We start from the raw sequence: 23044 nt of genomic DNA, 5'->3' as shown, positions 1-23044 counted from the left end.
ATTTTTCTTGATAGACAACAAAAAAAATCTCAGCATCTGATATCCGAGATTTTAATAGTTATAAGTCTTATCACTTAAGCAGTTTTTCGTATGTTTTCTTTAATTGGATCACGTAATACGTAGCCACGTCCCCAAACTGTATCGATATAATTGACGCCAGAAGATACTGCATCTAGCTTTTTCCGTAGTTTGCAGATAAAGACATCAATAATTTTGAGTTCAGGTTCGTCCATGCCACCATAGAGATGATTGAGAAACATTTCTTTGGTTAGTGTAGTACCTTTGCGTAGAGATAGAAGTTCGAGCATTTGGTATTCTTTTCCTGTGAGATGAACAGGATGACCTGCAACTTCAACTGTTTTAGCATCAAGATTAATAGTAAGATCGCCAGTAGTGATAACTGATTGTGCATGCCCTTTAGAGCGGCGTACAACAGCATGAATACGCGCAATTAATTCATCTTTATGGAAAGGTTTAGTCATGTAATCATCAGCGCCAAAGCCAAAACCACGGACTTTATCTTTAATATCTCCCATACCAGAAAGAATGAGCACGGGAGTCTTTATTTTTTCTAGTCTTAAGGTTCGTAAGACATCATAGCCTGACATATCAGGAAGATTCAGATCAAGCAAAATGATATCGTAATCATAGAGCTTACCTAGATCGATACCTTCTTCACCTAGATCAGTAATGTAAACATTAAAGTTTTCTGATTTTAGCATCAATTCGATGCTTTTAGTGGTTGTTTTATCATCTTCAATTAATAATACGCGCATTTCATTCCCTCATCTAGCTCCTCCCGAATCAAGAGGAGCTTTTTTTATTTCATAACAGTTAGTAAAATTACTGTTCATAAAAAAAATAATTCATAAAATCAGATACCTAATACTGAAGTCCTGATAAATAATTCAGCAGTACGCGTAACAATTGCCGCTGTTTCCCCCACTATCTTAGATAGTGGTTAACAAAATATTTTTATTTTTGAAAGAGGTTAATGAAATTATTTTAAAATTTTTACATTTATTTACCGAGATTTAAGTCTCTTTGATTTAGTAAGAGCATGATGTGAAAGAATAGTTAGTGCTTTTAAAACTAAGGCTCTGTTCCGAGTATTTTAAAAATGCTAAAGAAATTTAAATTAAAAACTACTTTTTGTTTTCAATGAAAATAGTGAAAATGAGAGTATAGAGGGTATATGTGAGCGCTAATTTGAGTTTTGGTATAGTTAAGGAGTATTTAGGTATGAAATCGCGACAGAATATGGTGCAATTAAAGATGTTTCAAGTGCGAGAGAAGCGCCGTGAAATTGCACAGCTTGAGATGATGATTACAGAATTTGAACGAATAGTATTAGAACTTGAAGAGCAAATTGTTAGTGAAGAGCGTAGATCTGGAAATAATGACATTCATCATTTCGCTTATTCAGCTTTTGCTCGTGCAGCACGACAGAGGCGTGATAATCTTACAGATTCGATTCGTGATTTAAAGTTGCAGAAAACAAATGCTAAAATTACCTTAAAAGAAATTGATACAGAGCTTCAACGTGCGCAAATGCTTGAAAAGAATGGTGATAGGACAGCAACAGATGATCATCACACTTTTCCTGAACTCCACTCGATGGTTGGATAGTTAAAACTAACGATTCTGTATAGATCTTTAAATTTTATATGCTGAAGGAAAAAATAAGCCAAGCTTTTTAAGCTTGGCTTATTTTGAAATAAAATTTTGAACCGACATTATTACTTAATGCCTATATTGTTGAGTTTTAGTTGTCCGTAATCCAGCCAAACCGTGCTCATCAATCGAACTTTGCCATGAAAGAAATTCTTCTACGGTTAAAGTATAACGTTGACACGCTTCATCCAGACTTAATAATCCACCTCTCACAGCTGCAACAACTTCAGCTTTACGACGGATAACCCAACGTTTTGTTGTTGTGGGTGGTAAGTCAGTGATTGTTAGTGGATTTCCATCCGGGCCAATAACATATTTCATTTGTGGTTTTATCAAATCAGTCATTATATTTTCTACTGTAATATTCAAGAGTTAGATGCCTTAATATAATACATGAGTTTTAAAAAAGAACTAAACTTGTTAAAAGAGAAAATTAATAAAATCAGTTGTAGGTATTATAAATAAAACAATATGCTATAATCTTTATAGTCATTTTTGATGAAAGAATCTTTATTCTAATTGATTGCTTTTGAATTTAAACTCCTTCTGTGACAATCTGATATCACTCGTTAGTTGTAGGAAAGACAAAAAAATAATATAAATGAAGCATAATGCATAATATTGAGCAGGCATTTAAAAAATAGAGAGTAAATGTATGTGTTTGAATAGTCTTGATTTGCCAGGGCATCCTGAAAATTCTCGTATTGTTGTTGCGATGTCTGGTGGAGTTGATTCGTCAGTTGTTGCAGGCCTCTTAAAAAAAGAAGGTTATGATGTAGTGGGGATCACGTTGCAGTTATATGATCACGGTGCTGCAACACATCGTGTAGGTGCCTGCTGTGCAGGACAAGATATTGAAGATGCGCGTCGTGTAGCAGAAACTTTGGGCGTGCCTCATTATATTCTTGATTATGAAGAACGATTTCGCGAGGCTGTGATTAATCCTTTTGCAGAAAGCTATGCGCATGGAGAAACACCCATTCCATGTGTTGCTTGCAATCAAACTGTTAAATTTGCTGATTTGTTAACAACTGCGTATGAGTTGGGTGCAGATGCTTTAGCAACAGGTCATTATATTCGTAGTCGTCTGCATGGGGCGCATCGGGCGTTATTTCGTTCTCTTGATGCTGATCGTGATCAGAGTTATTTTTTGTTTGCTACGACGCAAGAGCAAATCGATTATTTACGCTTTCCATTAGGTGATCTTTCAAAAGAGCATGTGCGTGAAATAGCAACCGAAATGGGTTTAGTTGTTGCCAATAAACATGATAGCCAGGATATTTGTTTCGTTCCACAAGGAAAATATTCTGACGTTATTACAAAGTTACGTCCAGAGGCTGCAAATCCTGGAGTTATTGTGCATATTGATGGACAGATTTTGGGAGAACATTCAGGAATTGTTAATTATACTGTTGGCCAGCGTCGTGGAATTGGTGTTGCAACTGGTGAAGCACTTTACGTAATTTATCTTGATGTAGAAAATGCGTGCGTTATTGTCGGCCCGCGTGAGATGTTAGAAACACGTAAACTTTTTTTACGTGATGTGAATTGGCTTGGTGATGAACAGTTAGATGATTTTCCTCTTGATGGTATTGATGTCGCAGTAAAGGTTCGTTCGACGTGCCCTCCACGCTCAGCGCGTTTACATTATAAAGAAGGATTATTTTTTGTGGATTTATTGGAGAGTGAGAGTGGTGTCGCACCGGGTCAAGCTTGCGTTCTTTATAATGATAGTAGTCATGAAGCACGTGTTCTTGGAGGTGGATTTATTACATGTGCAGAACGTGCAGCTGACACTGAAAAAATGTTGAAGAAAATTTTATGCAATTTGAAAATGAAAACTTCTCCCTTTTTCAGAGATGAAACGGCTTTTGTACGTAAATAAATGTATAAGATAAACAGAATATCATTTGATAATTTGAAATGTTAATATCTTAATTCAGTTTATCAAAATCAGCAAAATGTGCCAGGGCAAGACCTGATGCTGTGGCAACGTTAATGCTATCAAATCCATAAGCCATAGGAATCCGCAAGGTCTCTGATTTTTGTAGAATATGTGCTGGCAAACCATTGCCTTCTGTTCCAAAAATAAGTGCTGTGTGTTTTGTTGCTTTTGCATCTTTAAGATAACGGGAGGCAGAAGGGGAAAGCGCGTAAAGATGAAAATTCGCATTACTTAAAGCTGTTACAATGCTATCAATATCATCTCCTTGTGTATAGGGTACGTTCAGAGCTGCGCCAGCAGAAACTCTGATTGATTTTCTGTAAAGAGGATCACATGAAGTTTTATCAATGATAATACCAGTACTAGCAAAAGCAGCTGCATTACGAAAAATAGCTCCCATATTATCATGATTAGAGATGCCACATAAAACTGAAATCAAAGCTTTTTCGGGAAGATTTTGTAAAAACTCTTTTAATAATGGCAGTTTTTTACGTTCCCCAATGCCAAGCATACCACGATGAACATGAAAACCAGCAATATCATCCATGATTTTTTGCGGAACACAATAAATAGGGCATGTTGGTTTTGTTTCTTTTAAAATGGGCATAATACTTAGAAGGCGTGCTGCAACAACAAGCAATGATAAGGTAGAAAATTCTTTTGAGCGCAGCAATGATAATAATATCACTTTTCCTTCAGCAACAAATTGATGCTGTTGTCCAACGAGATCTTTTTCACGAATATTACGGTAAGCTTCTAAACGTGGATCATCCGCTTCGTGAATTGTAGTGATATTCAGAGTCATATAGAATCTTTAACATTATTTTTTTAAAATCACCAGGTGGAGATAAAAACATTATTTTTAAACTTTAAAGTAGAATTTTTATTGACAAAATACAACTAACAGTATATACAGCGCGTACCGAATGCGGCAAATATATTGTTTTCATATCGGGTACAGGACCTTAGGTCCCCGCTATTTCCTAAGCCTGTAAACCCCTATTTAAAAGGGAAAAGAACCTGGGTTCCCAATGCCCAGGTTCTTTTTTTTTATATAAGGTTTTATATTAAGAGATGTTTATAGAACTTCTTTTCTTATATTTCTTCTTGTTTTCAGAGAGTTTTGGAAGATATATTGAAAATATTATAAAATATATGATTGAAAATATTGTCGCTCATTATAATCAAAAAGATCATTGAGTTATGGATAAAAAAATACAGATACAGAGATTGACTATATTATCTATTTGGGCGGCTTGTATTGTATTTTTTTTGAAATATTGGGCTTATTATATCACTAGTTCAGTCGCTCTTTATTCTGATGTACTAGAATCTATTGTAAATATTCTTGCAGCCTTAGCAGCTTGGTGGGCGGTTAAAATAAGTATGAAGCCAGCTGATCAAGATCACCCCTTTGGACATCATAAGGTAGAGTATTTTTCTGCTCTTCTTGAAGGTGTCTTTATTATTATTGCGGCAATTTTGATTTTAAGAGAAGCATGGCTAGCATTTATAACAGTTGAAGCACCAAAAAAACCTGGAATATGGCTTGGTCCTTATTTGATAGCATCTATTATAAATTTTTTTTGGGGATGGCTTCTTATTCGGCAAGGAAAAGTTCACCGTTCTCCTGCTCTTAAAGCTGATGGAGTACATTTAATGACAGACGTTTTAACTTCATTTGGCATTTTAATTGGGTTGGTTTCTGCGTTCATAACTGAATGGGCTGTTTTAGATCCAATTTTAGCAATAATTGTCGCTATTAATATTCTTTTGCAGGGAGGAAAGGTGATTTATAATGCTATTCAGGGGCTCATGGATGTAGGGGTTGAATTAAATGAAACTGTTCGGATTCGTGATCTTATTTCAGTTAGTGCACGTGGTGCAATTGAAGTTCATGATTTAAGAACGCGTGTTGCTGGTAGGGTTACTTTTATAGAGTTTCATTTAGTTGTACCAACTGTAATGCAAGTAGGAGAGGCGCACCAGATTTGCAACAATATTGAGAGTGCACTTGAAGCGGAATTTAAGAATGCGCGTGTTACTATTCATGTAGAACCTGAAAATGAGGCTAAATTGCCTCTTGGCACAGCGGTTGTTCCTTTTGTGTAAGAATTTTATTGTTTTATAAACAGAGCAATTCTAAAAGATGAGGTGAATATATGCTATGTTTATTGATATTGTTTTTGAAATTTCTTCATCCAGGTAAACAGTACCACTGATCATAACCTATATAAATTAGTAGATTAAGCTAGGTATGTTTATGTGTTTCTATTGCTTAATGTTTAGTTATATTTTTTATTATTCTCTTCATCGATAATTTGCTCAAGAAGAATTTTAATACAATAACTAACTATTATAAAATAGTACATCTGAGTAAAGAAAAATTTGTTTTTCGAAATATTAAAGATCAATTTTTTCAATACATGCTATTTCATTATTGTGATTAATAATACCATAACGCTGCAATTGGCAATGCCATTGATGATGCAAATATTCAATAGCAAATAAGTTAAAATTTGCAGGGGGCTTTTTACTTCCGAAAGATTGTGATGCCGAAGAAACGCCAACAATAGGAATCTTGCTTATTTCTCCTTCAATGGTATTCAACGTAGGTAAATGAGTATGACCATGGAGAATAAGTTCGCAACCATGCTGCTTAACTACTTTTAGAAAACGCTCTATACCCCATAACTTTTTATGCCAAGAAGTGGCATGGTGAAAAGGAGGATGATGAATTATCACAACACGGAAAAAACCACGTGTTGCTGCTTCAGTTAAGAATTGAGATAAAATTTTTGCTTGTTGTTTATCAAAGTAGCCAGAAGCTTGAAAAAATGGTGTGGCAATGGCTGAAGATGCTCCTATAATCGCTATATTATCACGAATACGCATATAGGGAAAAGGATTTTTTTGTGGGAAATCACTTTTAATCCAAGGTTGGAAGTAAGTACAGGCTTTTTGGAATGCTCCGCGAACATAAGCATCGTGATTTCCAAATGTTAGGGAAATATTTTGAGGATTATTTTGAGCAAGTAACCAGCTACGAGCTTGCGTAAATTCTTTTTCCAAAGCAAGATTAACGAGGTCACCAGAAATAACAATATGGTCAGGCTTTTTTTGTTTCAATGCACGCATTAACGTTTCTAAAGCATCTGGCTTCATTTGATTATTACGTTTTTTTTTCCAATTAAGATACCCAGTTAGACGTTTCCCACAAAGTTCAAGTAAGGAAGGTTTTGGCAAGGGTGAAAGATGTACATCTGATATATGAGCAAGATAAAACATAAATGCTAGCATAGCGTTGAAAATAATTTAGGCAATAAAAATGAGCAAGGCAAGCCAGTTGATTGTGACAGATAATGGAAAATTGTAAAATGCAAAACAGTTTGCTAAGGATATTAGATAGGTTTTTGGATATTGATTTTGATAGAAAAAAATATGCAAAATAAATTGTTTCAAGGGGAGGACAATGTTTTATGAAGAACAAGCGATAGCAAATCAAAGCGTTTAAAATGAAATGATTTGGTATTTTTGTTACATATGAATTTTTCTAACTATTCTTCATGATGGATACATCATTTGTTTCTCAATCTTTTTTCCTTTTTCTGAAACTGGTTCTTGTATCCATAAACAAAAGCGATTGTTAGGTTTAGAGTTACAAGAAGGTATGTTAGAAAGATATAGGGAAAAATATATTATTGTGGGCGTTCAATAAATATAAGTTACGTTTAAGTGGTTATAAAGTCGCTCAGAATTTTTAATGATTTTCACGATACCATACACTGCTCAACAATAAAAGACAGGTAAGTAATGCTAAAAATCCAGAAAAAATAGGGAAGTGAGAGATATTAACCAAACGAGTTTCTGTTGCTTCTTTCAGAACAATTGAATGAGGAGAAGATGATACTTTTCCTGTTTGCGATTGAATTAGTTTAATGGGAGGAAGATGAATATCATTTTTTTCTCTATTCCATAAACGCACAACATGACCACCAGTTTGTTTACTGATAGGAGTCAATTTTTCTTCTGTTGAAATTAAATCAGATAATTCAGGATTATTGACTGATCCTACAGTAGAAAGCACTGTTTGATCACCATTGCGAATAGTAAAAATCCCTGTTTCATCAGTCTGAATATTTCCTGTGAATACACCTTCTTGTTCTTTAGTAAGAGTGATATTCTTTTTTTTGCCGGAGGGAAAAATTACTTCGACTGATTCTGGATGATTTTGGAGAGTTTGTCGACGAATTGTTAAATGATGATGATCACTCAAAGCACTTAATTTTTCTTCTTCAAGCTCTGGCTCTTTCATAAGCCAATGGGCAATTCTACGATAAAGAGCTGCATAGGGACCTCCACCTTCAAAACCTCGCGCCCAAAGCCAGCTTTCATCAGAAAGTAACATTCCTACACGGCCTTTATCAACATGGGAAAGAAGCAAAAGTGGTTGTTCATCAGCTCCTTTCATGATAGTAACGGCTTTTCCTGTATTTTGGACTACAATTTGTCGCAACCATCGTCCCCATTGATGAGCAGGGTGGGTGGGTGTTGCAAGACCTCGCGTAACAGGATGACGCTCACCCTCTTTAGTTAAGGTAGGGCGAAAAGGTTTTTGAATAATAGTACCATTTGGCAGTGCTGGTAGAACACTTATTAGAGGTGTTTTAGCTAGTGAAAATTCTGTAGTAAATTCAGGCCCTGTTACTATCAGCAATGCTCCACCTTTTTGTACATATTGGGCAATATAATCGTAGTAAATCAATGGAAAAACGTTGGAATATTGGTAGCCATCAAGAATAACAAGATCAAAATTATTGATTTCTTCAACAAATAATTTTGTGGTAGGGAAGACGACAAGTGATAATTGATTGATAGGTGTATTGTCGGCTTTTTCAGGGGGACGCAAAATAGTGAAATGGATAAGATCAATATTAGAATCACTTTTTAAAAGGTCACGCCATGCACGTTCGCCATTATAGGGTGCACCTGAAATCAGAAGAACTCGCAGATTTTCTCTAATGCCTTCAATAATAGTTATAGCACGATTATTATTAAGACTTAGTTCACCTTCATGTGTGTCAGTTGTAACTTGAATGATATTTTTTTCTGCATGAGGTAAGGTGACTTCAGTTTGAAAGATAACACCAGGTGTTATAGAATGATGACTGACTTTTTGATCGTTAATGCTTATGGTAATATTTGCTTGTGCTGGTATGGGCTTTTTAGGCTGTCCTTTATCTTCTACTAAAATGGAGAGCATAAGTGGCTTGTTGACAAGAGCAAAACGGGGCGGAGCAATAAATTTAATTTGGCGGTCAAATTCATCTGCTTTACCCGTTATCAAAGCATTAATTGGAGCATCATGATTCAGTTTTGATAGCTCTGGGATATCATGCACTTGTCCATCCGTGATCAAAATCGTTCCTGCATAGCGAGAGGGTGGTATACTGGATATAGCCTGTGTTAAAGCGTGAAATAAATTCGTTGATGGTGCATAACGATTGTCAGAAAGCTTTCCAGCTTCAATAAAGCGTGGTTCGAATTGTGGGTAACGTGCTAGCGCGTTTATGAGTTGTGTATGTGCTTTATTGCTATCTTCTTCACGTGTTCCAAATGTTTGGCTTTCGCTATGGTCAAGAACAATACCTACAATACTTTTAACAGGTTCACGCTGTTCTTTTGAGATCATTGGATTAAGTAGCGCAAGGATAAGAGAGATTAATGCGAGAAAGCGTAAAAAAGCTCCGCGGCGTCTTGTAATAAGTCCAATGATTATAAAAAAAGCGGGAAGACCTCCTAAAAAAAGAAGCCAAATGTTAGGTAAAAAAGGCTGAAAGGTGAGAGATTGTATCATTGCCTTCTTTCTCTATTAAAACGCTCTAATAATGCAGGAACATGAATCTGGTCGGCTTTATAGTTTCCCGTAAGTATATAGATAACAATATTCAATCCTGCGCGAAATGCCCACAGACGTTGCATAGGGTCATTAGGAATAAGAGGATATTTCCATGTGCCTTTTTCGTTTAGCGCCCAAGCAGCAGCAAAGTTATTTGCAGTAATGAAAAGAGAGCTAACATTATCACCTGCAGTGATAGAGTTTTTGTTTTTTTTGTTTGTTGAGGATGATTCAACCCATAAGGGGGAACCACGATAGAGTCCTGGAAAATCAGGCATAATATAAAAAGAGCGGGCAATAACATGTTCAGTTGATACTGGTTCCATTGTTGGAATATTTAATCCGCTTAATATAGTACGCAATCTTTGTATGGCTGGGGTAGCTGTTTCTTCAAGGGTAAGATTAGCATTTATTTGATCACGAGTGTCAAATAAAACTGCACCACCGTTTTTCATGAAGGCATTGATTTTTTCAAGACTTTTTTGTGTTGGCATAGGGCTATTCGTATCAATTGGCCAGTAAATAAGAGGATAGAAAGCGAGCTCATCCTTATCAAGGTCAAGCCCTACAACAGGACCAGGTGAAAGCATTGTACGTTCTGCTATAAATTGGCTGAGTGCTTCTAGTCCGCTTTTACTTGTTGCATCGATTTCATGATCGTTGGTCACGACATAAGCGAGATGGGTAGCTCCTGCTGCTTGTATGATAGTGTTATCATAGTTTTCTACAATTTGTGCCTGCACAGTTGATGGATACGGAAAAGAATCAATAAAAACTATTATGAACGGGAGGAGAAGTAGCATATTGCTTTGCCTCTTAAAAAGGAAAGCTCTGCCTGTCCATAGCACTAAAAAACTATCGAGGGCTAATAATAAACTAGTTATTCCTAACAGAAATCCAGTGAAATGTTTTTCTTGTGTATTATAAGGTAGAGATTTATCACTCAAGAAGTAAGGTGATGGTGATTGTGTCGTTAAGCGTGATGCATGATTGAGCAGATTAAGAGCATAGAAATTGTTTTGAACACCATAGAGCCCAGGTGGGGTATGGTAAGATGGAAGGGGAGCTTTTTGTTCATCAGTAATGAGTGGAATAACATGAGAGGGAGCTGTTTGTAATTGACCGTTAGCATTGAGTGTTTGCCAAGGATTGTGTATTGTTTTTATTTGCGTTTGAGTTTCTTTTGCCTGTGTATTAAGCGTAATAAGTTTTTGTAACATTTGTGAAAAAAAACCAGAAAGAGGAAGATTTGACCATGTAGGATCAGGCGCGGTATGAATAAGAATGAGCATACCCTTACCTTGGTTGGCAGCAGTAATAAGAGGAGTTCCATCTTCAAGACTAAGCCATGTTTTTTCAAAAAGATCTGAATTTGGTTCTGCAAGAATTTGGCGCGAAACAGTGATATTTTCTGGAAAAGGAAGATCAGAAAAGAAGCTGTTTTTTGCAAAAGGTGCTAATTTTTGTGGTTTTGTCCACGACATAATACTGCCAAGTAACCGTTCACCAGAGCGTAATGATACAGGTAATAAGCTATCATAATGTTTTGTAGCACTTAGATTCTCTCCAGCAAAACGGATAAGTATTCCTCCTTTATTTACAAAATGAGATAGCTTTTTTTCTGCTTCTTTTGATATATTAACTATGTCGCCCATAATGAAAACAGATGGATTTTGGGTAAGTAAACGATCAATATCACTTGAAAGCTCTCCTCCTCCACTCGTTATAAGCTGTGTTTGACCTTGTAATGCTTTGATAACGTAGTACATTGGAGAAAGTAAAGGCTGCACCATTTCATTGATGTTGGGTGATAAAAGGGCAACGCGGTTTATTCGGCTACGATTGTCGATTAAAAAGGTCGCAGCAGCTTGGTTCTGGTCATCAATTTTAATCCAAGCGATATGATTACGTAATTCAAGTGGTAGATTAAAAGGAACAAGTGCTGTCGTTTCTCCTTCATGAAAGTTTGTCGTAAAACGAGCAAGGAGTTGATTTTTTAAATCATAAAGGCTGAGTGTTATTGGAGTCTCGCCATAAGTAGTCGTACGAATGACACGTGCTGCCATATTTCCATTATTATTTTCTATGTTCGTTATACCAGTTATGTTGGAAACATCATTCGCATACCATAAGAATGTTTTCAGCTTTAACTGTTTCATAAGGGTAAAAGCCTGACTATCTTCGTTTGTTTGCAAACCATCACTTAAGTATGCAATATCAAGAGGTTGTTCACCAATCTGTTCTATGAGTTTTTGAAAGGATTGGACGCGGTTAACAGGCCAGGGACGGGCACGCAAATGCAGTAAATGTCGTTTTATGACTTCCGCAGGAAAAGGACCGATATCGTGGGTATTGTTTTCAGCTGTTGCAAGAAAATAAATATTTTTTTGTTGTTTCTCTGCTTGTGTAATTAAAGATTTGGCAACTGCAATGCGTTTCTCCCATTCTTCAGCGGATGCCCATCCATTATCAATGATGAGCGCAAGAGGATGGGAGTCAGAAAATACAATCGGTTTTTGAATCCAAGTAGGACGTGCTAATGCTATTATGATCAGTGCGGCTATGGTTAGTCGTAACAATAATAACCACCAGGGCGTATGATCGATAGTTTCCTGTTGATTAGTTTTTTTAAGTAGAAGGCGCAAAGGAGGAAAAAGTTCTTTATGAGGGCTTGGAGGTGTCGTTTTTAACAACCACCAAATAACTGGTAAGGCCAAAAGTCCAAGCAAAAGTAAAGGAGCATCAAAACTCAAAGTGATCTCCTTAGGGAAGATTTAGAAGATTTCATTTTGTTTGCGAGGTATACAATAACTTCTGTTAGGGGACGATCCGTTAAGCTAACCTGGTAAGTCCATCCTTGATGTAAGCAAAATTCTATTAATTTTTGTCGTCTTTCTTGGTAGAGCTTGTGATAATTCTTACGCAAGTTTTCTGCTTTTTTCACTAGGAGTCTTTCTTTTGTTTCAGGATCAAAAAATTCTGTATGACCTGTGTAAGGGAAATGTTCTTCTGCTGGATCAGCAACTTCAATGAGATATGCATTGACTTGTTTTGTCATTAACACTTTCAGTTGATCGATAATTTTTTCGGGATGATCAAGAAAGTCACTCATTATTATGGCTTGTGAAAAACGAGTTACAGTTGAGAAATTTGGAAATGAATTTTCAACTTGATGATTTGTTAGAGCTAAAGCCATACGCTCCATTACATTAGAGGCCATAGTTGGAGCCATCAAGTCAGGAATAGCAATATGTTCGCCACTTTTTGCGAGAAATTTTGCCAATGCAAGGGAGAGAATGATGGCATGATTGCCTTTAGAGATTTTTGAAAAGCATGAACAATATTGCATAGAAGCACTTTGATCAGGCCAAATCCAAACGGTTTGCATCCTTTCCAATTCACGTTCACGTAGGTAGGTATGTTCATCACGTGCTGAACGACGCCAGTCAATATTTGTAATGGATTCGCCTTGCACATAAGGACGAAATTGCCAGAAATTTTCTCCATTGCCGCGTTTACGTTGACCATGTCTTCCGGTTATTAATGTATTGGCAAGACGGTTTGCTTGTAAAAGGAAATACGGCATATTAGCTGCATCTTTCTGTAGTGTTGCAGCAAGTGATTGTGGGTTTTCTTGAAAAGTTTTTTTGCCAATAGCCATTAGAGAGAATCTTTCACGAGATTAGCAATAATTTCTTTTATAGTTATATTTTCAGCATGTGCAGAAAAATTAAGTGCCATACGGTGTTGTAAAACAGGTTGGGCGAGTGCTTGAACATCATCAAGTGAAGGGGATAAACGTCCGTAGTAAAGGGCACGAGCACGAACGCACAGTGAAAGTGCTTGTGATGCCCGGGGACCAGGACCCCAAGAAATATAAGTGTTTGCAAGGGAATTGTCTTTATGAGGACGAGCTGAACGCACTAACTTCAAAATAGCTTCGACAACACTTTCAGAAATTGGCATTTGGCGGATAATTTTTTGGATTTTTTGTAATTTTTTGATGGATAAAACAGGTTTTGCAATTTGGCTTTTTTTGCCTGTTGTTTCTAGGATAATACGTCGTTCTGTCGCTAGATCGGGATAGTCAATGTCAATTTGCATTAAAAAGCGATCGAGTTGAGCTTCAGGAAGAGGATAAGTGCCTTCTTGTTCAACAGGATTTTGAGTCGCAAGCACATGAAAGGGCTGTGGTAGATCGTAACGTGTTCCAGCAATAGTGACATGGTATTCTTGCATGGCTTGTAAAAGGGCTGATTGAGTGCGAGGCGAAGCGCGGTTAATTTCGTCGGCCATGAGAAGTTGAGTAAAGATAGGACCTTGAATATAACGGAAAGAACGTCGACCATTTTTATCTGAATCCATGATCTCAGAACCAATAATATCTGACGGCATTAAATCTGGTGTAAATTGAATGCGTTTTGCATCAAGTCCCAAGACGATTCCGAGTGTTTCAACAAGACGCGTCTTAGCAAGTCCTGGAACACCAACGAGAAGAGCGTGTCCACCTGCTAAAATAGCTGTTAAGGTGTATTCAATTACATGGCTTTGTCCAAAAATAACTTTGTCAATTGCTTTTTGTAGAATATCGAGTTCTTTGTGTGCTTCATCAATATTTTTAATAATTAATGAGGCATCGTCATTGATACTCGCCTTTTCAATAGAATGGGATAACGTATCATGTTGACTCATATTTTTTCCTTAAAGTCATGTGTCGTAAAATAATAATTTCTTCTATATGATTATAAATCTTTTTATGGTTTGTAACAGAAAATAACAAGAAGAGAAGCGTAATAAGCTGTTTTTTATATTCTTCGCGCAAATTAAGGATATTTTTACAGAGAAAGATTGTGGTTTATAAGAAATATATTATGCGTTGTACTTATTGAAATTTACAAGTTTGAAGGCAAATAATAAAAATTTGTTTGAAAGGTTAAAGGGTGAATGTAACATACAATTTCAAACAGGTTGCATGGTTGCAGTCTAGCAATATTCAAACACTTCTTCGTGTTTTGTCGCTGGATGGTGAGGAAGCTCGTATTGTTGGTGGTGCTGTGCGTAATCAGCTTTTGCAACAGCCTATTAGTGATATTGATATTGCAACAACCTGTTTGCCACAACAGATTATAAAGCGTGTAGAAGAAGTAGGATTTAAAGCTATTCCTACAGGGATTAATTTTGGTACAGTAACAGTAGTTGGTGAATCGTGTTCTTATGAGGTTACAACCCTTCGCTCTGATATTGAGACGGATGGTCGTCATGCGAAAGTTATCTTCAGTCGCGATTGGAAAAAAGATGCTGAACGTCGAGATTTTACTATCAATGCACTCTATTGTAATGCAGCTGGTGAAGTTTATGATGAAGTAGGAGGTTTAAACGATATTGCAACTCGAACGGTTCGTTTTATTGGTGTTGCGGAACAGCGTATTTGTGAAGATTATTTACGTATTTTGCGTTTTTTTCGCTTTTTTGCTTGGTATGGAATAGGGCGTCCTGATGCAGAAGGGTTGAAGGCATGTACTCGTTTAAAACATGGTTTACAAAAGCTTTCACCAGAGCGTGTTTGGGGAGAAATGAAAAAACTTCTAACTGCTTTAGATCCAACACGTGCTCTTTTATGGATGCGTCAAAGTGGAATTTTGACGCTCATTTTACCTGAGACAGAAAGATGGGGTATTGATGCAATCCACTCACTTATTAAAACAGAGCAGGCTTTTGGTTGGAAGATTGATCCGTTTTTGCGGTTAGAAAGTCTTATTCCTCCTGATGTTACGCGTCTTCACGATATGGCTCGTCGTTTACGTTTATCGAATAAAGAGAAAATACGGTTAAAGGAATGGGCGGAATTAGAACTGATTAATCATGACTGTTCAGATATTTTTATGCAAAGACTGATTTATTTTTATGGTCGGCAACCAGTTTTAGATCAATTAGCTTTGTCTTTAGCAGCTGCACGTGACCACACTTTAAAGGATAGTAAAGTGGTTCAAAAAGAAGAATGTTATATCAGGCTTTATCAGCTTGCTCGAGAATGGCAAATTCCAACTTTTCCTATCAGTGGCAAGGATTTATTGGAAAGAGGCTTGGTAAAAGGGATGTTTTTAGGAAAAAAACTCAAAGAATTGGAAACATTATGGATTGAAAGTGGCTTTTTGATTGATCGTAATAAATTATTAGAAAAAATTGAGCAGTAATATTATGTTTTTTGTTGGAAGTTCTTTGAAATTTTCTTTTTTGCAATTTTTCATGTTTAGCTCAAATTATATAATTCTTGGGACGATTTTGCGATAGAGTCTATATGCTCATCGTTTAATTTGATAGCTACCCTGAAGCAATAATTGAGTAAAAATCAAGCATACTGTAAAATGTATTCGCATTAAAAATATAAAAAATGTGATGCTTTCCCTTGCACTATTTGTTACTAAAATCATTTTGTAAAGCTGTTGTAACAATAGGATAATCAAACTTAATAATTTTCATTTTTCCAACGTAATTTCTAGTACCTATTAAAACTTTATCGTTTGATAAAATAGCTGCTGTGATGAAGATTGGCAGCACTATGAAGTTTAGTTTTTATTATAAGATTTGTCTTATTTCATTATAACCAATTTGACGAAGTGCTTCCCCTGTTGTCATAGCAACACTGATTGCAAGATTTAAAGAGCGTGCGTGTGGCAGCATAGGAATTGTTAATGTATAATCAGCTGCTTTATAAACATAATCAGGGACACCTGCTGATTCACGGCCAAAAAGTAAAACATCGTTTTTCTGATAACATATTTCTGTATAATACGTTTTTGCTTTTGTACTTAAGAGCAAAAGGCGACGGTTAAAGCGTTGCATGGTATCAATAAAGTTCTGCCAATCAAGATGGCGTTCTAAGGAGGCTCGTTCAAGATAATCCATACCTGCACGTTTAAGATTGCGATCCGATATATCAAAGCCTGCAGGTTCAATAATGTGTACATGCAGACCAAAACAAGCGCTAAGACGTAAGATTGTTCCTGTGTTACCAGCAATATCAGGTTGAAAAAGAGCGATGTGAAGTGTCATATTTAGTATTTGTAGATTGATTTATAAAGAAGCTATTTATAGCGATAGTGATTTCAAAGAGATAGTTTTTATTGAGCGTTTCAATAGAACACAATTAGCATATTAGCATATATGAAAATATTTTTTTGAAGGTTGCTTTTATAGCGCAAAAAGATAGGAAATAAAGAATTGAAATCAGTAAGATGTATATGAGATGAAAATAAAATGATTCATAGATTTTTTTTATTTTTAGCAACAGGTGTTGCTAATATGGTGGGGATTGGTACAGTTACATGGCTTTTTATTAGTCAATGGTGTTCTAATCAAGCTGTTTGATCTACTGATTCTATTCAAGTTTATCTATCGAGCATTGAGGAAAGCATTTCGGTGATGGTAAAATGGCGTGGATAGACCGTGGTCCATTCGTAATCGTATTGCAAAAGAAATAGCTGAATCTCAAGCGATTAAATTGAGTGATCTTAAAGCTTGTCAAGCACGCAATCCTAACCTTGATGATAAAGAAAAAGCAACGTATTTTGTGCGTTCAGCAGGAAAGAGAGATAAAAATTGGCTGATTATAATCAATTTATGTACTTATCTGAGCTGCGTAACAGTTGGTTGATGAGATCAATTTTGTGAATGGTTGTGCCCTTATCATCGATCTGTTTGTTTATGATACAGCTGGAAGGATACGAGCAGAATTCGCTAATTACAATTTAGCTATTCCATCTTATCAATTTCTTTCTGATACTTTACTGAGAATAGGATAATGTAATGAGGAAATTTTTCCCTTATCTTCCTAAAAGCGCTCTTGCTCGTTGGTTTGATAAGCGTTTGCCTCTTCCTCATTTTTTATACAATAGGTTTATAGTTTTTCCTGTTTTACGTAACCTTAATTATTTTGATACGTTTGGTGGTATTTTAACCATTATAGCTTTTGACAGGTATTGTATTAGCTACGCACTATGTATCAGATGTTTATTTAGTTTTTGAAACAGGTAAATGATTGAGGAGTGAAGGGCAGTTTGGTTAGCTTTTTCGTCTCTGATATTCTGTGGCATCTTCTTTTTTTATTGCCGTTTACATCCATTTAGCACAAGGGCTTTATTATGGTGTTTATAAAAATATGCGAGACATGATTTGGGTGATAGGTATCTTCGTTTATATCATTATGATGGTGGTTGCATTTTTCCGTTATGTATTGGTGAGGGCGATGATGTCCATTTCTCTAGCATTGGTAGTTACTGGTTTTTTAAAAGTTATTCTTTTCTTTAAGACATGGTGATATGAAACTCTTCTTGGTGGTAGTATGGGGTAGCCGACGCTTAACCATTTTTATGTTTTTCATTATGTGCTGTCGTTTTTTATTTTTTCTTATAGGCCTTCATATTTGGGCAATTCACCAAGTTGGACAGAGCAATATAACAGGAATTGAAGTGCAATTTGATGAGGAAAGTGTTCCTTTTTCTCCTTATGCACTTATCAAAGATATTTTTTTGATTATTCTACCAATTATACTCTCTGTTCAAAAGAGAAGCTCTATGTCTGCTTCAATTATGGAAGATCTAAAATAGAGAACAAATCGACTATGGTAAAGGCTTTTATTGGATTGATCTTAATAGAAGTTATGGCGTTTTCTTTTCAAAAGATTGCCAAAAATATCGTTGATAAGAGAGAATATGTTTTTTTCTTTGTATGTGCCTCAAAAACAAGATTGGAATTTTTCAGGTCCATTCGGTATTTATGATAAAGCGCAATTACGACGTGGGTTGAAGGTTTATAAAAAATATGTGCTAGTTGCCATGGGCTAAGATATGTATCTTTTTATGCTTTAAAGGTACTAGGGTATAATCAGGAACAGAGTAAAGCTTTTGCTGTGTAATATGAAGTAAGCGATGGTTCCAATCGAGAAGGAAAGTTTTTAAAGAGATTTGGTTCTGGTATTGTATTATTTTCCTTCCCCTTTTGCTAATATTGAAGAAGCCAAATTTATACATAATGGTGTTGAACCTCCTGATTTATCGTTAATGGCACGTATGCGTTCTATTTCTTTACTATTCCCTGCTTTTGATTATTGACGTTTTGACCAATTATAACACTGCTGATCTTGATTATATTACAGCGTTTTTAACAGGATATCAGGGGCGCTCCAAAGGATAAAAATTGCTAAAGGTTACGAGTATAATTCTTATTTTATTGTAGGTGATGTTTTGTCTATTTTAATGTGGATAGCTAATCCTCATACGGAAATTCGTAAGAAAACTAGTTTTTATGTTGTCTTATTTTTAATTATTTGTGGAGTGCTTGTTTATAGTATGAAAAGAAGAATTTGGCATAGTTTAGATAAAGAAAACAAAAAATGAAAAAAACAAACCACATAGAATAAGCTATCTTAAAAGCGTGTAGGGAACAAATTTTATAATGATGCATTGAGAGTTTATAAAGTAAAAACGGAGAATTATAATGAAAAAAATTGTTTGCACTGCTTTCGTGTCAATTTTTATGGTTTCTGGTGCGTATGCTCAGTCTTTTACAACAACAACACCTTTTGAAACTGAGGTGATTTCATCAACAGGTATTGTACAGGTTGGTTCAGATATGGCCGCGCGTTATATTATGCCTTCAGCATCTGATTTTGTTGCTTCAAGCCTTATTGGTGCTAATGTATACAATATGGAAGATGAAAATATTGGTGAAGTGAAAGATATTATTTTACGTGAAAATAGTGTCGAAGGAATTGTCATTGGTATTGGTGGTTTTCTTGGTATAGGAGAACGTTATGTAGTTGTTTCTCCTGATACAATTCAGAAAACAAATGATTATGGTAAATGGAAATTTATTATCAATGCAACAAAGGATTCCTTAAAAAGTGCTCCAGAATTTAAATATGAAGGTCGCTGGAATCGTTAATTTTGTCTTATCAAAAATAAAATAGCCGTTTATAATACGGCTATTTTATTCTCAAGTTTTCTTGAGAACACAAAAGTATTTGATATAAAGAAGAGTTTTAAAGGGTTAAGAGATTTAAGACTTTAAAAGAAATGCATTAAGTATTGTGCTTAAACAATATGATATCACCATCTTGCACAATATATTCTTTACCTTCATCGCGAGCTTTTCCTGCTTCTTTTGCTCCATTTTCTCCACCCAAGGCAATATAATCCTCATAGCTAATAGTTTGGGCACGAATGAAGCCACGTTCAAAATCTGAATGAATAACACCTGCAGCTTGCGGTGCTTTTACTCCGCGCACAATTGTCCATGCGCGTGTTTCTTTAGGGCCACAAGTAAAGTAAGTAATTAGGTTAAGTAAATCATAACCAGTGCGAATGAGTCGATTAAGGCCAGGTTCAAAAAGCCCTAAAGCCTTAAGATACTCTAAAGCTTCTTCGTCAGTAAGTTGGGCAATTTCAGCTTCGATAGAAGCGGCAATAATAATAGTTTGTGCATTCTGTGCTGTTGCCATTTTCTCAACTGCTTGAGTAAAGTCATTACCATGAGCGGCTTCATTTTCACTTACATTGCAAACATAGAGCACGGGTTTTGATGTTAAAAGATTCAAACCATTAAGAATGCATTGTTCATCGGCAGAAATATCTTTGAGCATTAACCGTACAGGATCTCCTTTTTGCAACAATTTTAATGCAGCTTCCATGATAGGGAGAATAGCAAGAGCTTCTTTATCTTTTCCAGTTGCACGTTTACGAATTTGTGTAATTCGTCGTTCAAGACTTTCAAGATCTGAGAGCATGAGTTCGGTTTCAACCGTTGTAGCGTCAGAAATAGGATCAATTCGTCCTTCTACATGTGTAATATTTTCGTCTTGAAAACACCGTAAAACATGGATAATGGCATCAACTTCACGAATATTCGCTAAAAATTTATTTCCTAAACCTTCACCCTTTGAAGCACCACGTACAAGTCCTGCAATATCAACAAAACTAATACGTGTAGGAATTATTTCTTTTGATCCGGCAATAGAGGCAATTTTTTTCATCCGTGGATCTGGGACAGCAACTTCACCGGTATTAGGCTCAATTGTGCAAAAAGGATAGTTAGCTGCTTGTGCTGTAGCTGTTTTTGTTAATGCATTAAAGAGAGTTGATTTGCCAACATTGGGTAATCCGACAATACCGCATTTAAAGCCCATAAGATTCTCTTTCTTTGTTAATTGTCATTTATTCTTGTGGTCAAAATAAAGCTTTATTGGTATTTCTATAGCATGTTTTGAAAAGAGTTCTAGTCTGTAGTTGTTGTGATAGTGTGAAAAATATAATGAATAATTGCTATAATTTTTTTATTATTACACTATTTTAAATAATGATATTTACTGATAAATATTAATAGTGCAGTAAGTTTTTCGTAGTATGCAAAATTTTCGAAAGTCAATAATCGGAGAAAATATGAGATTGTTATCTCGTCGAGCTTTTTTAATTGCAACGCCTTTGGCTTTGGCTGGATGTCTTACACGTCAATCAAATATACCTATTTTTTCTCAAAAGACTCAGTATGTTCCACCCGAAATACAGGATTTATATGGGCCTGTAACAAATGAACCTTATTTTTTACCTGCGGTTAATCTTTCAACAATTGACCCAAAATTTTGGCGTCAACAAGTCAATTATCAGACAGATTATTCTTCTGGTACATTAGTTGTAGATACTCAAGCATGTTTTCTTTATCTTGTTGGTGAAAATGGCAAGGCTTTACGTTATGGTATTGGTGTTGGCAAAGAAGGGTTGGCATTTACAGGTGTTGGGATTGTGCAATATAAGCGCCGATGGCCGCGTTGGGCTCCTACTAAGGCAATGATGGAGCGTGAACCAGAACGCTATGGTCATTTAGGGCAGGGTATGCCCCCTGGTCCTGAGAATCCATTAGGGGCACGAGCATTTTATCTTTTCAAAAATGGGAAAGATACCCTCTTCCGTATTCATGGTTCACATGAAGCCTGGTCAATTGGTCGTGCTATTTCTAGTGGATGTATTCGTCTACTCAATCAAGATATTATTGATCTTTATAATCGCGTTCCTGATGGCTCACGTGTAGTGGTATTGCAAAATAGCGAAAATACAGTAAACGGACTTATTTAATCGTAATAAGTTATAGGATTTATTAACTCATTTTTATATATCACTTAACTTTGATATCTTCTTCAGGGAAAGATATCAAAGGGCGTGTGTATATCTTATGTATTCAAGTGAGATGATGCTTTATTGTAAATCTTTCCATTGCCAATGTAATTTTATTCATAAAACAATTATTATTTCTTTTTATTAAGAGTTCCATATTATTTGCAATTGCATCTAGTAAAGGGGTTAGCCATTCTTGATCAGATTTGGTAAAATTTCCCAAAACATACTGATTAACCAACTCTTTGGGACCAGGGTGTCCAATACCTAAGCGTATACGGCAGTAATTAGTGCCACAATGACTATCAATAGACTTGATACCATTATGTCCATTACTTCCTCCTCCAATTTTTATTCTTATTTTACCAGGTGGTAAATCTAGTTCATCGTAAATGACAATAAGATTATCCAAGTCTAATTTATAAAACCGCAAGGCTTCGCGAATTGATTGACCAGATAAATTCATAAAAGTTTGCGGTTTTATAAGAATAATTTTTTCATTGTTTATAAAACCGTTTGAGATTTCAGCCTGAAATTTTTTTGACCATGGAGGAAAAGAAAAGGTTTGGTGAATAACATTAACAGCCATGAAACCAATATTATGGCGGTTATTTTTATAGTGAGAACCCGGATTGCCAAGACCAGCAATGAGCAACATGTGCACCTCCGGTAAAGTATAAGAAAACAAAAAGTGTTAAAAAGATGGAGTTTCATCTAATAAAATTTTTTAGTTTTTTGCATTGTTTTCATTGTTCTCTTTTTCTGAAGAATCATCACTCATACTGGTGTTAGCAGGGGCAGCAATGGTAGCAATGGTAAAGTCTCGTTCCTGAATGACTGGTGTAACACCTTTTGGTAATTGTACTGCGGAAATATGAATAGAATCACCAATGGAATAACTGGAAAGATCAATCTCAATTGCTTCAGGGATAGCATGCGCTAGTGCAGTACATTCAATTTCATGGCGCACAATGTTTAAGACGCCACCTCGTTTAATTCCTGGCGCTGTATCTTCATTAAGGAAGTGTACAGGAATGTGCACATGAACGACAGATTTTGCTGAAATGCGTAAGAAATCTACGTGTATAGGAAAGTCGCGAACAGGATCAAGTTGATAATCTTTTGGTAAAACTTGAATTTTTTGTTGATCAATTTCAATAGTTGCAACAGTAGTACGAAATCCACCAGCATGAATTTTATAGAAAATATCTTTATAGGGAACTGAAATTGCTAAAGGAGGCTGTTTATCACCATAAATAACAGCTGGAATGAAACCATTACGACGAAGTTTACGGGAGGACCCCTTACCAACCCGCTCGCGTATCTCGGCTTTAAAAGTATAGCTTTTGCTCATAACTAAAG

The 23044-nt window shown here is 35.8% G+C and carries 19 protein-coding genes and 2 pseudogenes; 9 read left to right on the top strand and 12 right to left on the bottom strand.

The window, feature by feature from the left end; all coding sequences use genetic code 11:
• Window positions 1-74: 74 nt before the first annotated feature.
• Window positions 75-776, bottom strand: a complete 702-nt coding sequence (ctrA, locus tag ACJTDF_RS05260; RefSeq protein WP_407965268.1) for a response regulator transcription factor CtrA — start codon at window positions 774-776, stop codon at window positions 75-77.
• 466 nt (window positions 777-1242) lie between these two features.
• Between ctrA and ACJTDF_RS05255 the strand changes: the two genes are divergently transcribed.
• Complete coding sequence (locus ACJTDF_RS05255) at window positions 1243-1629, top strand: flagellar export protein FliJ (RefSeq protein WP_407965267.1); 387 nt, start codon at window positions 1243-1245, stop codon at window positions 1627-1629.
• 114 nt (window positions 1630-1743) lie between these two features.
• Here the strand turns inward: ACJTDF_RS05255 and ACJTDF_RS05250 are convergent, their stop codons facing one another.
• Window positions 1744-2019: a DUF1153 domain-containing protein gene (locus ACJTDF_RS05250; protein ID WP_407965266.1), complete on the bottom strand. Its 276-nt coding sequence runs from the start codon at window positions 2017-2019 to the stop codon at window positions 1744-1746.
• Window positions 2020-2329: 310 nt separating this feature from the next.
• Between ACJTDF_RS05250 and mnmA the strand changes: the two genes are divergently transcribed.
• Entirely contained in the window at window positions 2330-3559 is a 1230-nt protein-coding gene (gene mnmA / locus ACJTDF_RS05245) for a tRNA 2-thiouridine(34) synthase MnmA (RefSeq protein WP_407965265.1), read from the top strand.
• A 49-nt stretch (window positions 3560-3608) separates the two neighbouring features.
• On the opposite strand, the gene ACJTDF_RS05240 is transcribed toward mnmA, so the two are convergent.
• Window positions 3609-4424, bottom strand: a complete 816-nt coding sequence (locus ACJTDF_RS05240; protein ID WP_407965264.1) for a TrmH family RNA methyltransferase — start codon at window positions 4422-4424, stop codon at window positions 3609-3611.
• A 398-nt stretch (window positions 4425-4822) separates the two neighbouring features.
• On the opposite strand from ACJTDF_RS05240, the gene ACJTDF_RS05235 reads away from it, so the two are divergent.
• On the top strand, window positions 4823-5731 hold the full coding sequence (locus tag ACJTDF_RS05235; RefSeq protein ID WP_407965263.1) for a cation diffusion facilitator family transporter: 909 nt from the start codon (window positions 4823-4825) through the stop codon (window positions 5729-5731).
• A gap of 291 nt (window positions 5732-6022) precedes the next feature.
• Here ACJTDF_RS05235 and ACJTDF_RS05230 read toward each other — a convergent pair whose 3' ends face one another.
• From ACJTDF_RS05230 to ACJTDF_RS05210, 5 genes are all read right to left on the bottom strand, one after another.
• Window positions 6023-6919 (bottom strand): metallophosphoesterase family protein, encoded by an 897-nt coding sequence (locus ACJTDF_RS05230; protein WP_407965262.1) that lies wholly within the window; start codon window positions 6917-6919, stop codon window positions 6023-6025.
• Between the two features lie 460 nt (window positions 6920-7379).
• On the bottom strand, window positions 7380-9476 hold the full coding sequence (locus tag ACJTDF_RS05225; protein ID WP_407965261.1) for a hypothetical protein: 2097 nt from the start codon (window positions 9474-9476) through the stop codon (window positions 7380-7382).
• Window positions 9473-12271 carry a DUF4159 domain-containing protein gene (locus ACJTDF_RS05220; RefSeq protein ID WP_407965260.1) on the bottom strand — a complete coding sequence of 933 codons (2799 nt, stop codon included), beginning with the start codon at window positions 12269-12271 and terminating at the stop codon, window positions 9473-9475. Before ACJTDF_RS05220 ends, ACJTDF_RS05225 begins: the two co-directional genes overlap by 4 nt.
• A complete protein-coding gene (locus tag ACJTDF_RS05215) occupies window positions 12268-13179 on the bottom strand; it encodes a DUF58 domain-containing protein (RefSeq protein ID WP_407965259.1) in 912 nt (303 codons plus the stop codon). Before ACJTDF_RS05215 ends, ACJTDF_RS05220 begins: the two co-directional genes overlap by 4 nt.
• Window positions 13179-14210: an AAA family ATPase gene (locus ACJTDF_RS05210; RefSeq protein ID WP_407965258.1), complete on the bottom strand. Its 1032-nt coding sequence runs from the start codon at window positions 14208-14210 to the stop codon at window positions 13179-13181. The genes ACJTDF_RS05215 and ACJTDF_RS05210 overlap by 1 nt, the downstream gene beginning before the upstream one ends.
• A gap of 248 nt (window positions 14211-14458) precedes the next feature.
• On the opposite strand from ACJTDF_RS05210, the gene ACJTDF_RS05205 reads away from it, so the two are divergent.
• Window positions 14459-15712 carry a CCA tRNA nucleotidyltransferase gene (locus ACJTDF_RS05205; RefSeq protein ID WP_407965257.1) on the top strand — a complete coding sequence of 418 codons (1254 nt, stop codon included), beginning with the start codon at window positions 14459-14461 and terminating at the stop codon, window positions 15710-15712.
• Window positions 15713-16094: 382 nt separating this feature from the next.
• Here the strand turns inward: ACJTDF_RS05205 and ACJTDF_RS05200 are convergent, their stop codons facing one another.
• A complete protein-coding gene (locus tag ACJTDF_RS05200; RefSeq protein WP_407965256.1) occupies window positions 16095-16571 on the bottom strand; it encodes a tRNA (cytidine(34)-2'-O)-methyltransferase in 477 nt (158 codons plus the stop codon).
• Between the two features lie 382 nt (window positions 16572-16953).
• On the opposite strand from ACJTDF_RS05200, the gene ACJTDF_RS05195 reads away from it, so the two are divergent.
• The 4 genes and pseudogenes from ACJTDF_RS05195 to ACJTDF_RS05180 all read left to right on the top strand — a co-directional run bounded on the left by ACJTDF_RS05195 (window position 16954) and on the right by ACJTDF_RS05180 (window position 19460).
• A complete protein-coding gene (locus ACJTDF_RS05195) occupies window positions 16954-17172 on the top strand; it encodes a hypothetical protein (RefSeq protein ID WP_407965255.1) in 219 nt (72 codons plus the stop codon).
• A gap of 152 nt (window positions 17173-17324) precedes the next feature.
• Window positions 17325-18067, top strand: a pseudogene (locus ACJTDF_RS05190) (cytochrome b N-terminal domain-containing protein); the annotation flags it as partial.
• Window positions 18068-18138: 71 nt separating this feature from the next.
• Window positions 18139-18913, top strand: a pseudogene (locus ACJTDF_RS05185) (cytochrome c1).
• A gap of 100 nt (window positions 18914-19013) precedes the next feature.
• Window positions 19014-19460, top strand: a complete 447-nt coding sequence (locus ACJTDF_RS05180) for a PRC-barrel domain-containing protein (RefSeq protein WP_407965254.1) — start codon at window positions 19014-19016, stop codon at window positions 19458-19460.
• Between the two features lie 136 nt (window positions 19461-19596).
• Here ACJTDF_RS05180 and ychF read toward each other — a convergent pair whose 3' ends face one another.
• Window positions 19597-20700 carry a redox-regulated ATPase YchF gene (gene ychF, locus ACJTDF_RS05175; RefSeq protein ID WP_407965253.1) on the bottom strand — a complete coding sequence of 368 codons (1104 nt, stop codon included), beginning with the start codon at window positions 20698-20700 and terminating at the stop codon, window positions 19597-19599.
• Window positions 20701-20959: 259 nt separating this feature from the next.
• Between ychF and ACJTDF_RS05170 the strand changes: the two genes are divergently transcribed.
• Window positions 20960-21643: a L,D-transpeptidase gene (locus ACJTDF_RS05170; protein WP_407966230.1), complete on the top strand. Its 684-nt coding sequence runs from the start codon at window positions 20960-20962 to the stop codon at window positions 21641-21643.
• Window positions 21644-21746: 103 nt separating this feature from the next.
• On the opposite strand, the gene pth is transcribed toward ACJTDF_RS05170, so the two are convergent.
• Together pth and ACJTDF_RS05160 are read right to left on the bottom strand one after the other, a co-directional pair.
• Complete coding sequence (gene pth, locus ACJTDF_RS05165) at window positions 21747-22340, bottom strand: aminoacyl-tRNA hydrolase (protein ID WP_407965252.1); 594 nt, start codon at window positions 22338-22340, stop codon at window positions 21747-21749.
• A 69-nt stretch (window positions 22341-22409) separates the two neighbouring features.
• The gene (locus ACJTDF_RS05160; RefSeq protein WP_407965251.1) at window positions 22410-23036 is read right to left on the bottom strand and encodes a 50S ribosomal protein L25/general stress protein Ctc; all 627 of its coding nucleotides are present in this window, start codon (window positions 23034-23036) and stop codon (window positions 22410-22412) included.
• Between the last annotated feature and the right edge of the window lie 8 nt (window positions 23037-23044).

The organism is Bartonella bennetti, assembly GCF_045945445.1.
GTDB lineage: Bacteria > Pseudomonadota > Alphaproteobacteria > Rhizobiales > Rhizobiaceae > Bartonella.
Note: the sequence above shows the minus strand (reverse complement) of the source record. Positions and strands in the feature narration are given on the sequence as shown.

Excerpts from the sequence above, each read along its gene's own strand:
- ctrA (WP_407965268.1), bottom strand. The coding sequence starts at position 776 with ATGCGCGTATTATTAATTGAAGATGATAAAACAACCACTAAAAGCATC.
- ACJTDF_RS05255 (WP_407965267.1), top strand. The coding sequence starts at position 1,243 with ATGAAATCGCGACAGAATATGGTGCAATTAAAGATGTTTCAAGTGCGA.
- ACJTDF_RS05250 (WP_407965266.1), bottom strand. The coding sequence starts at position 2,019 with ATGACTGATTTGATAAAACCACAAATGAAATATGTTATTGGCCCGGAT.
- mnmA (WP_407965265.1), top strand. The coding sequence starts at position 2,330 with ATGTGTTTGAATAGTCTTGATTTGCCAGGGCATCCTGAAAATTCTCGT.
- ACJTDF_RS05240 (WP_407965264.1), bottom strand. The coding sequence starts at position 4,424 with ATGACTCTGAATATCACTACAATTCACGAAGCGGATGATCCACGTTTA.
- ACJTDF_RS05235 (WP_407965263.1), top strand. The coding sequence starts at position 4,823 with ATGGATAAAAAAATACAGATACAGAGATTGACTATATTATCTATTTGG.
- ACJTDF_RS05230 (WP_407965262.1), bottom strand. The coding sequence starts at position 6,919 with ATGCTAGCATTTATGTTTTATCTTGCTCATATATCAGATGTACATCTT.
- ACJTDF_RS05225 (WP_407965261.1), bottom strand. The coding sequence starts at position 9,476 with ATGATACAATCTCTCACCTTTCAGCCTTTTTTACCTAACATTTGGCTT.
- ACJTDF_RS05215 (WP_407965259.1), bottom strand. The coding sequence starts at position 13,179 with ATGGCTATTGGCAAAAAAACTTTTCAAGAAAACCCACAATCACTTGCT.
- ACJTDF_RS05210 (WP_407965258.1), bottom strand. The coding sequence starts at position 14,210 with ATGAGTCAACATGATACGTTATCCCATTCTATTGAAAAGGCGAGTATC.
- ACJTDF_RS05200 (WP_407965256.1), bottom strand. The coding sequence starts at position 16,571 with ATGACACTTCACATCGCTCTTTTTCAACCTGATATTGCTGGTAACACA.
- ACJTDF_RS05180 (WP_407965254.1), top strand. The coding sequence starts at position 19,014 with ATGAAAAAAATTGTTTGCACTGCTTTCGTGTCAATTTTTATGGTTTCT.
- ychF (WP_407965253.1), bottom strand. The coding sequence starts at position 20,700 with ATGGGCTTTAAATGCGGTATTGTCGGATTACCCAATGTTGGCAAATCA.
- pth (WP_407965252.1), bottom strand. The coding sequence starts at position 22,340 with ATGTTGCTCATTGCTGGTCTTGGCAATCCGGGTTCTCACTATAAAAAT.
- ACJTDF_RS05160 (WP_407965251.1), bottom strand. The coding sequence starts at position 23,036 with ATGAGCAAAAGCTATACTTTTAAAGCCGAGATACGCGAGCGGGTTGGT.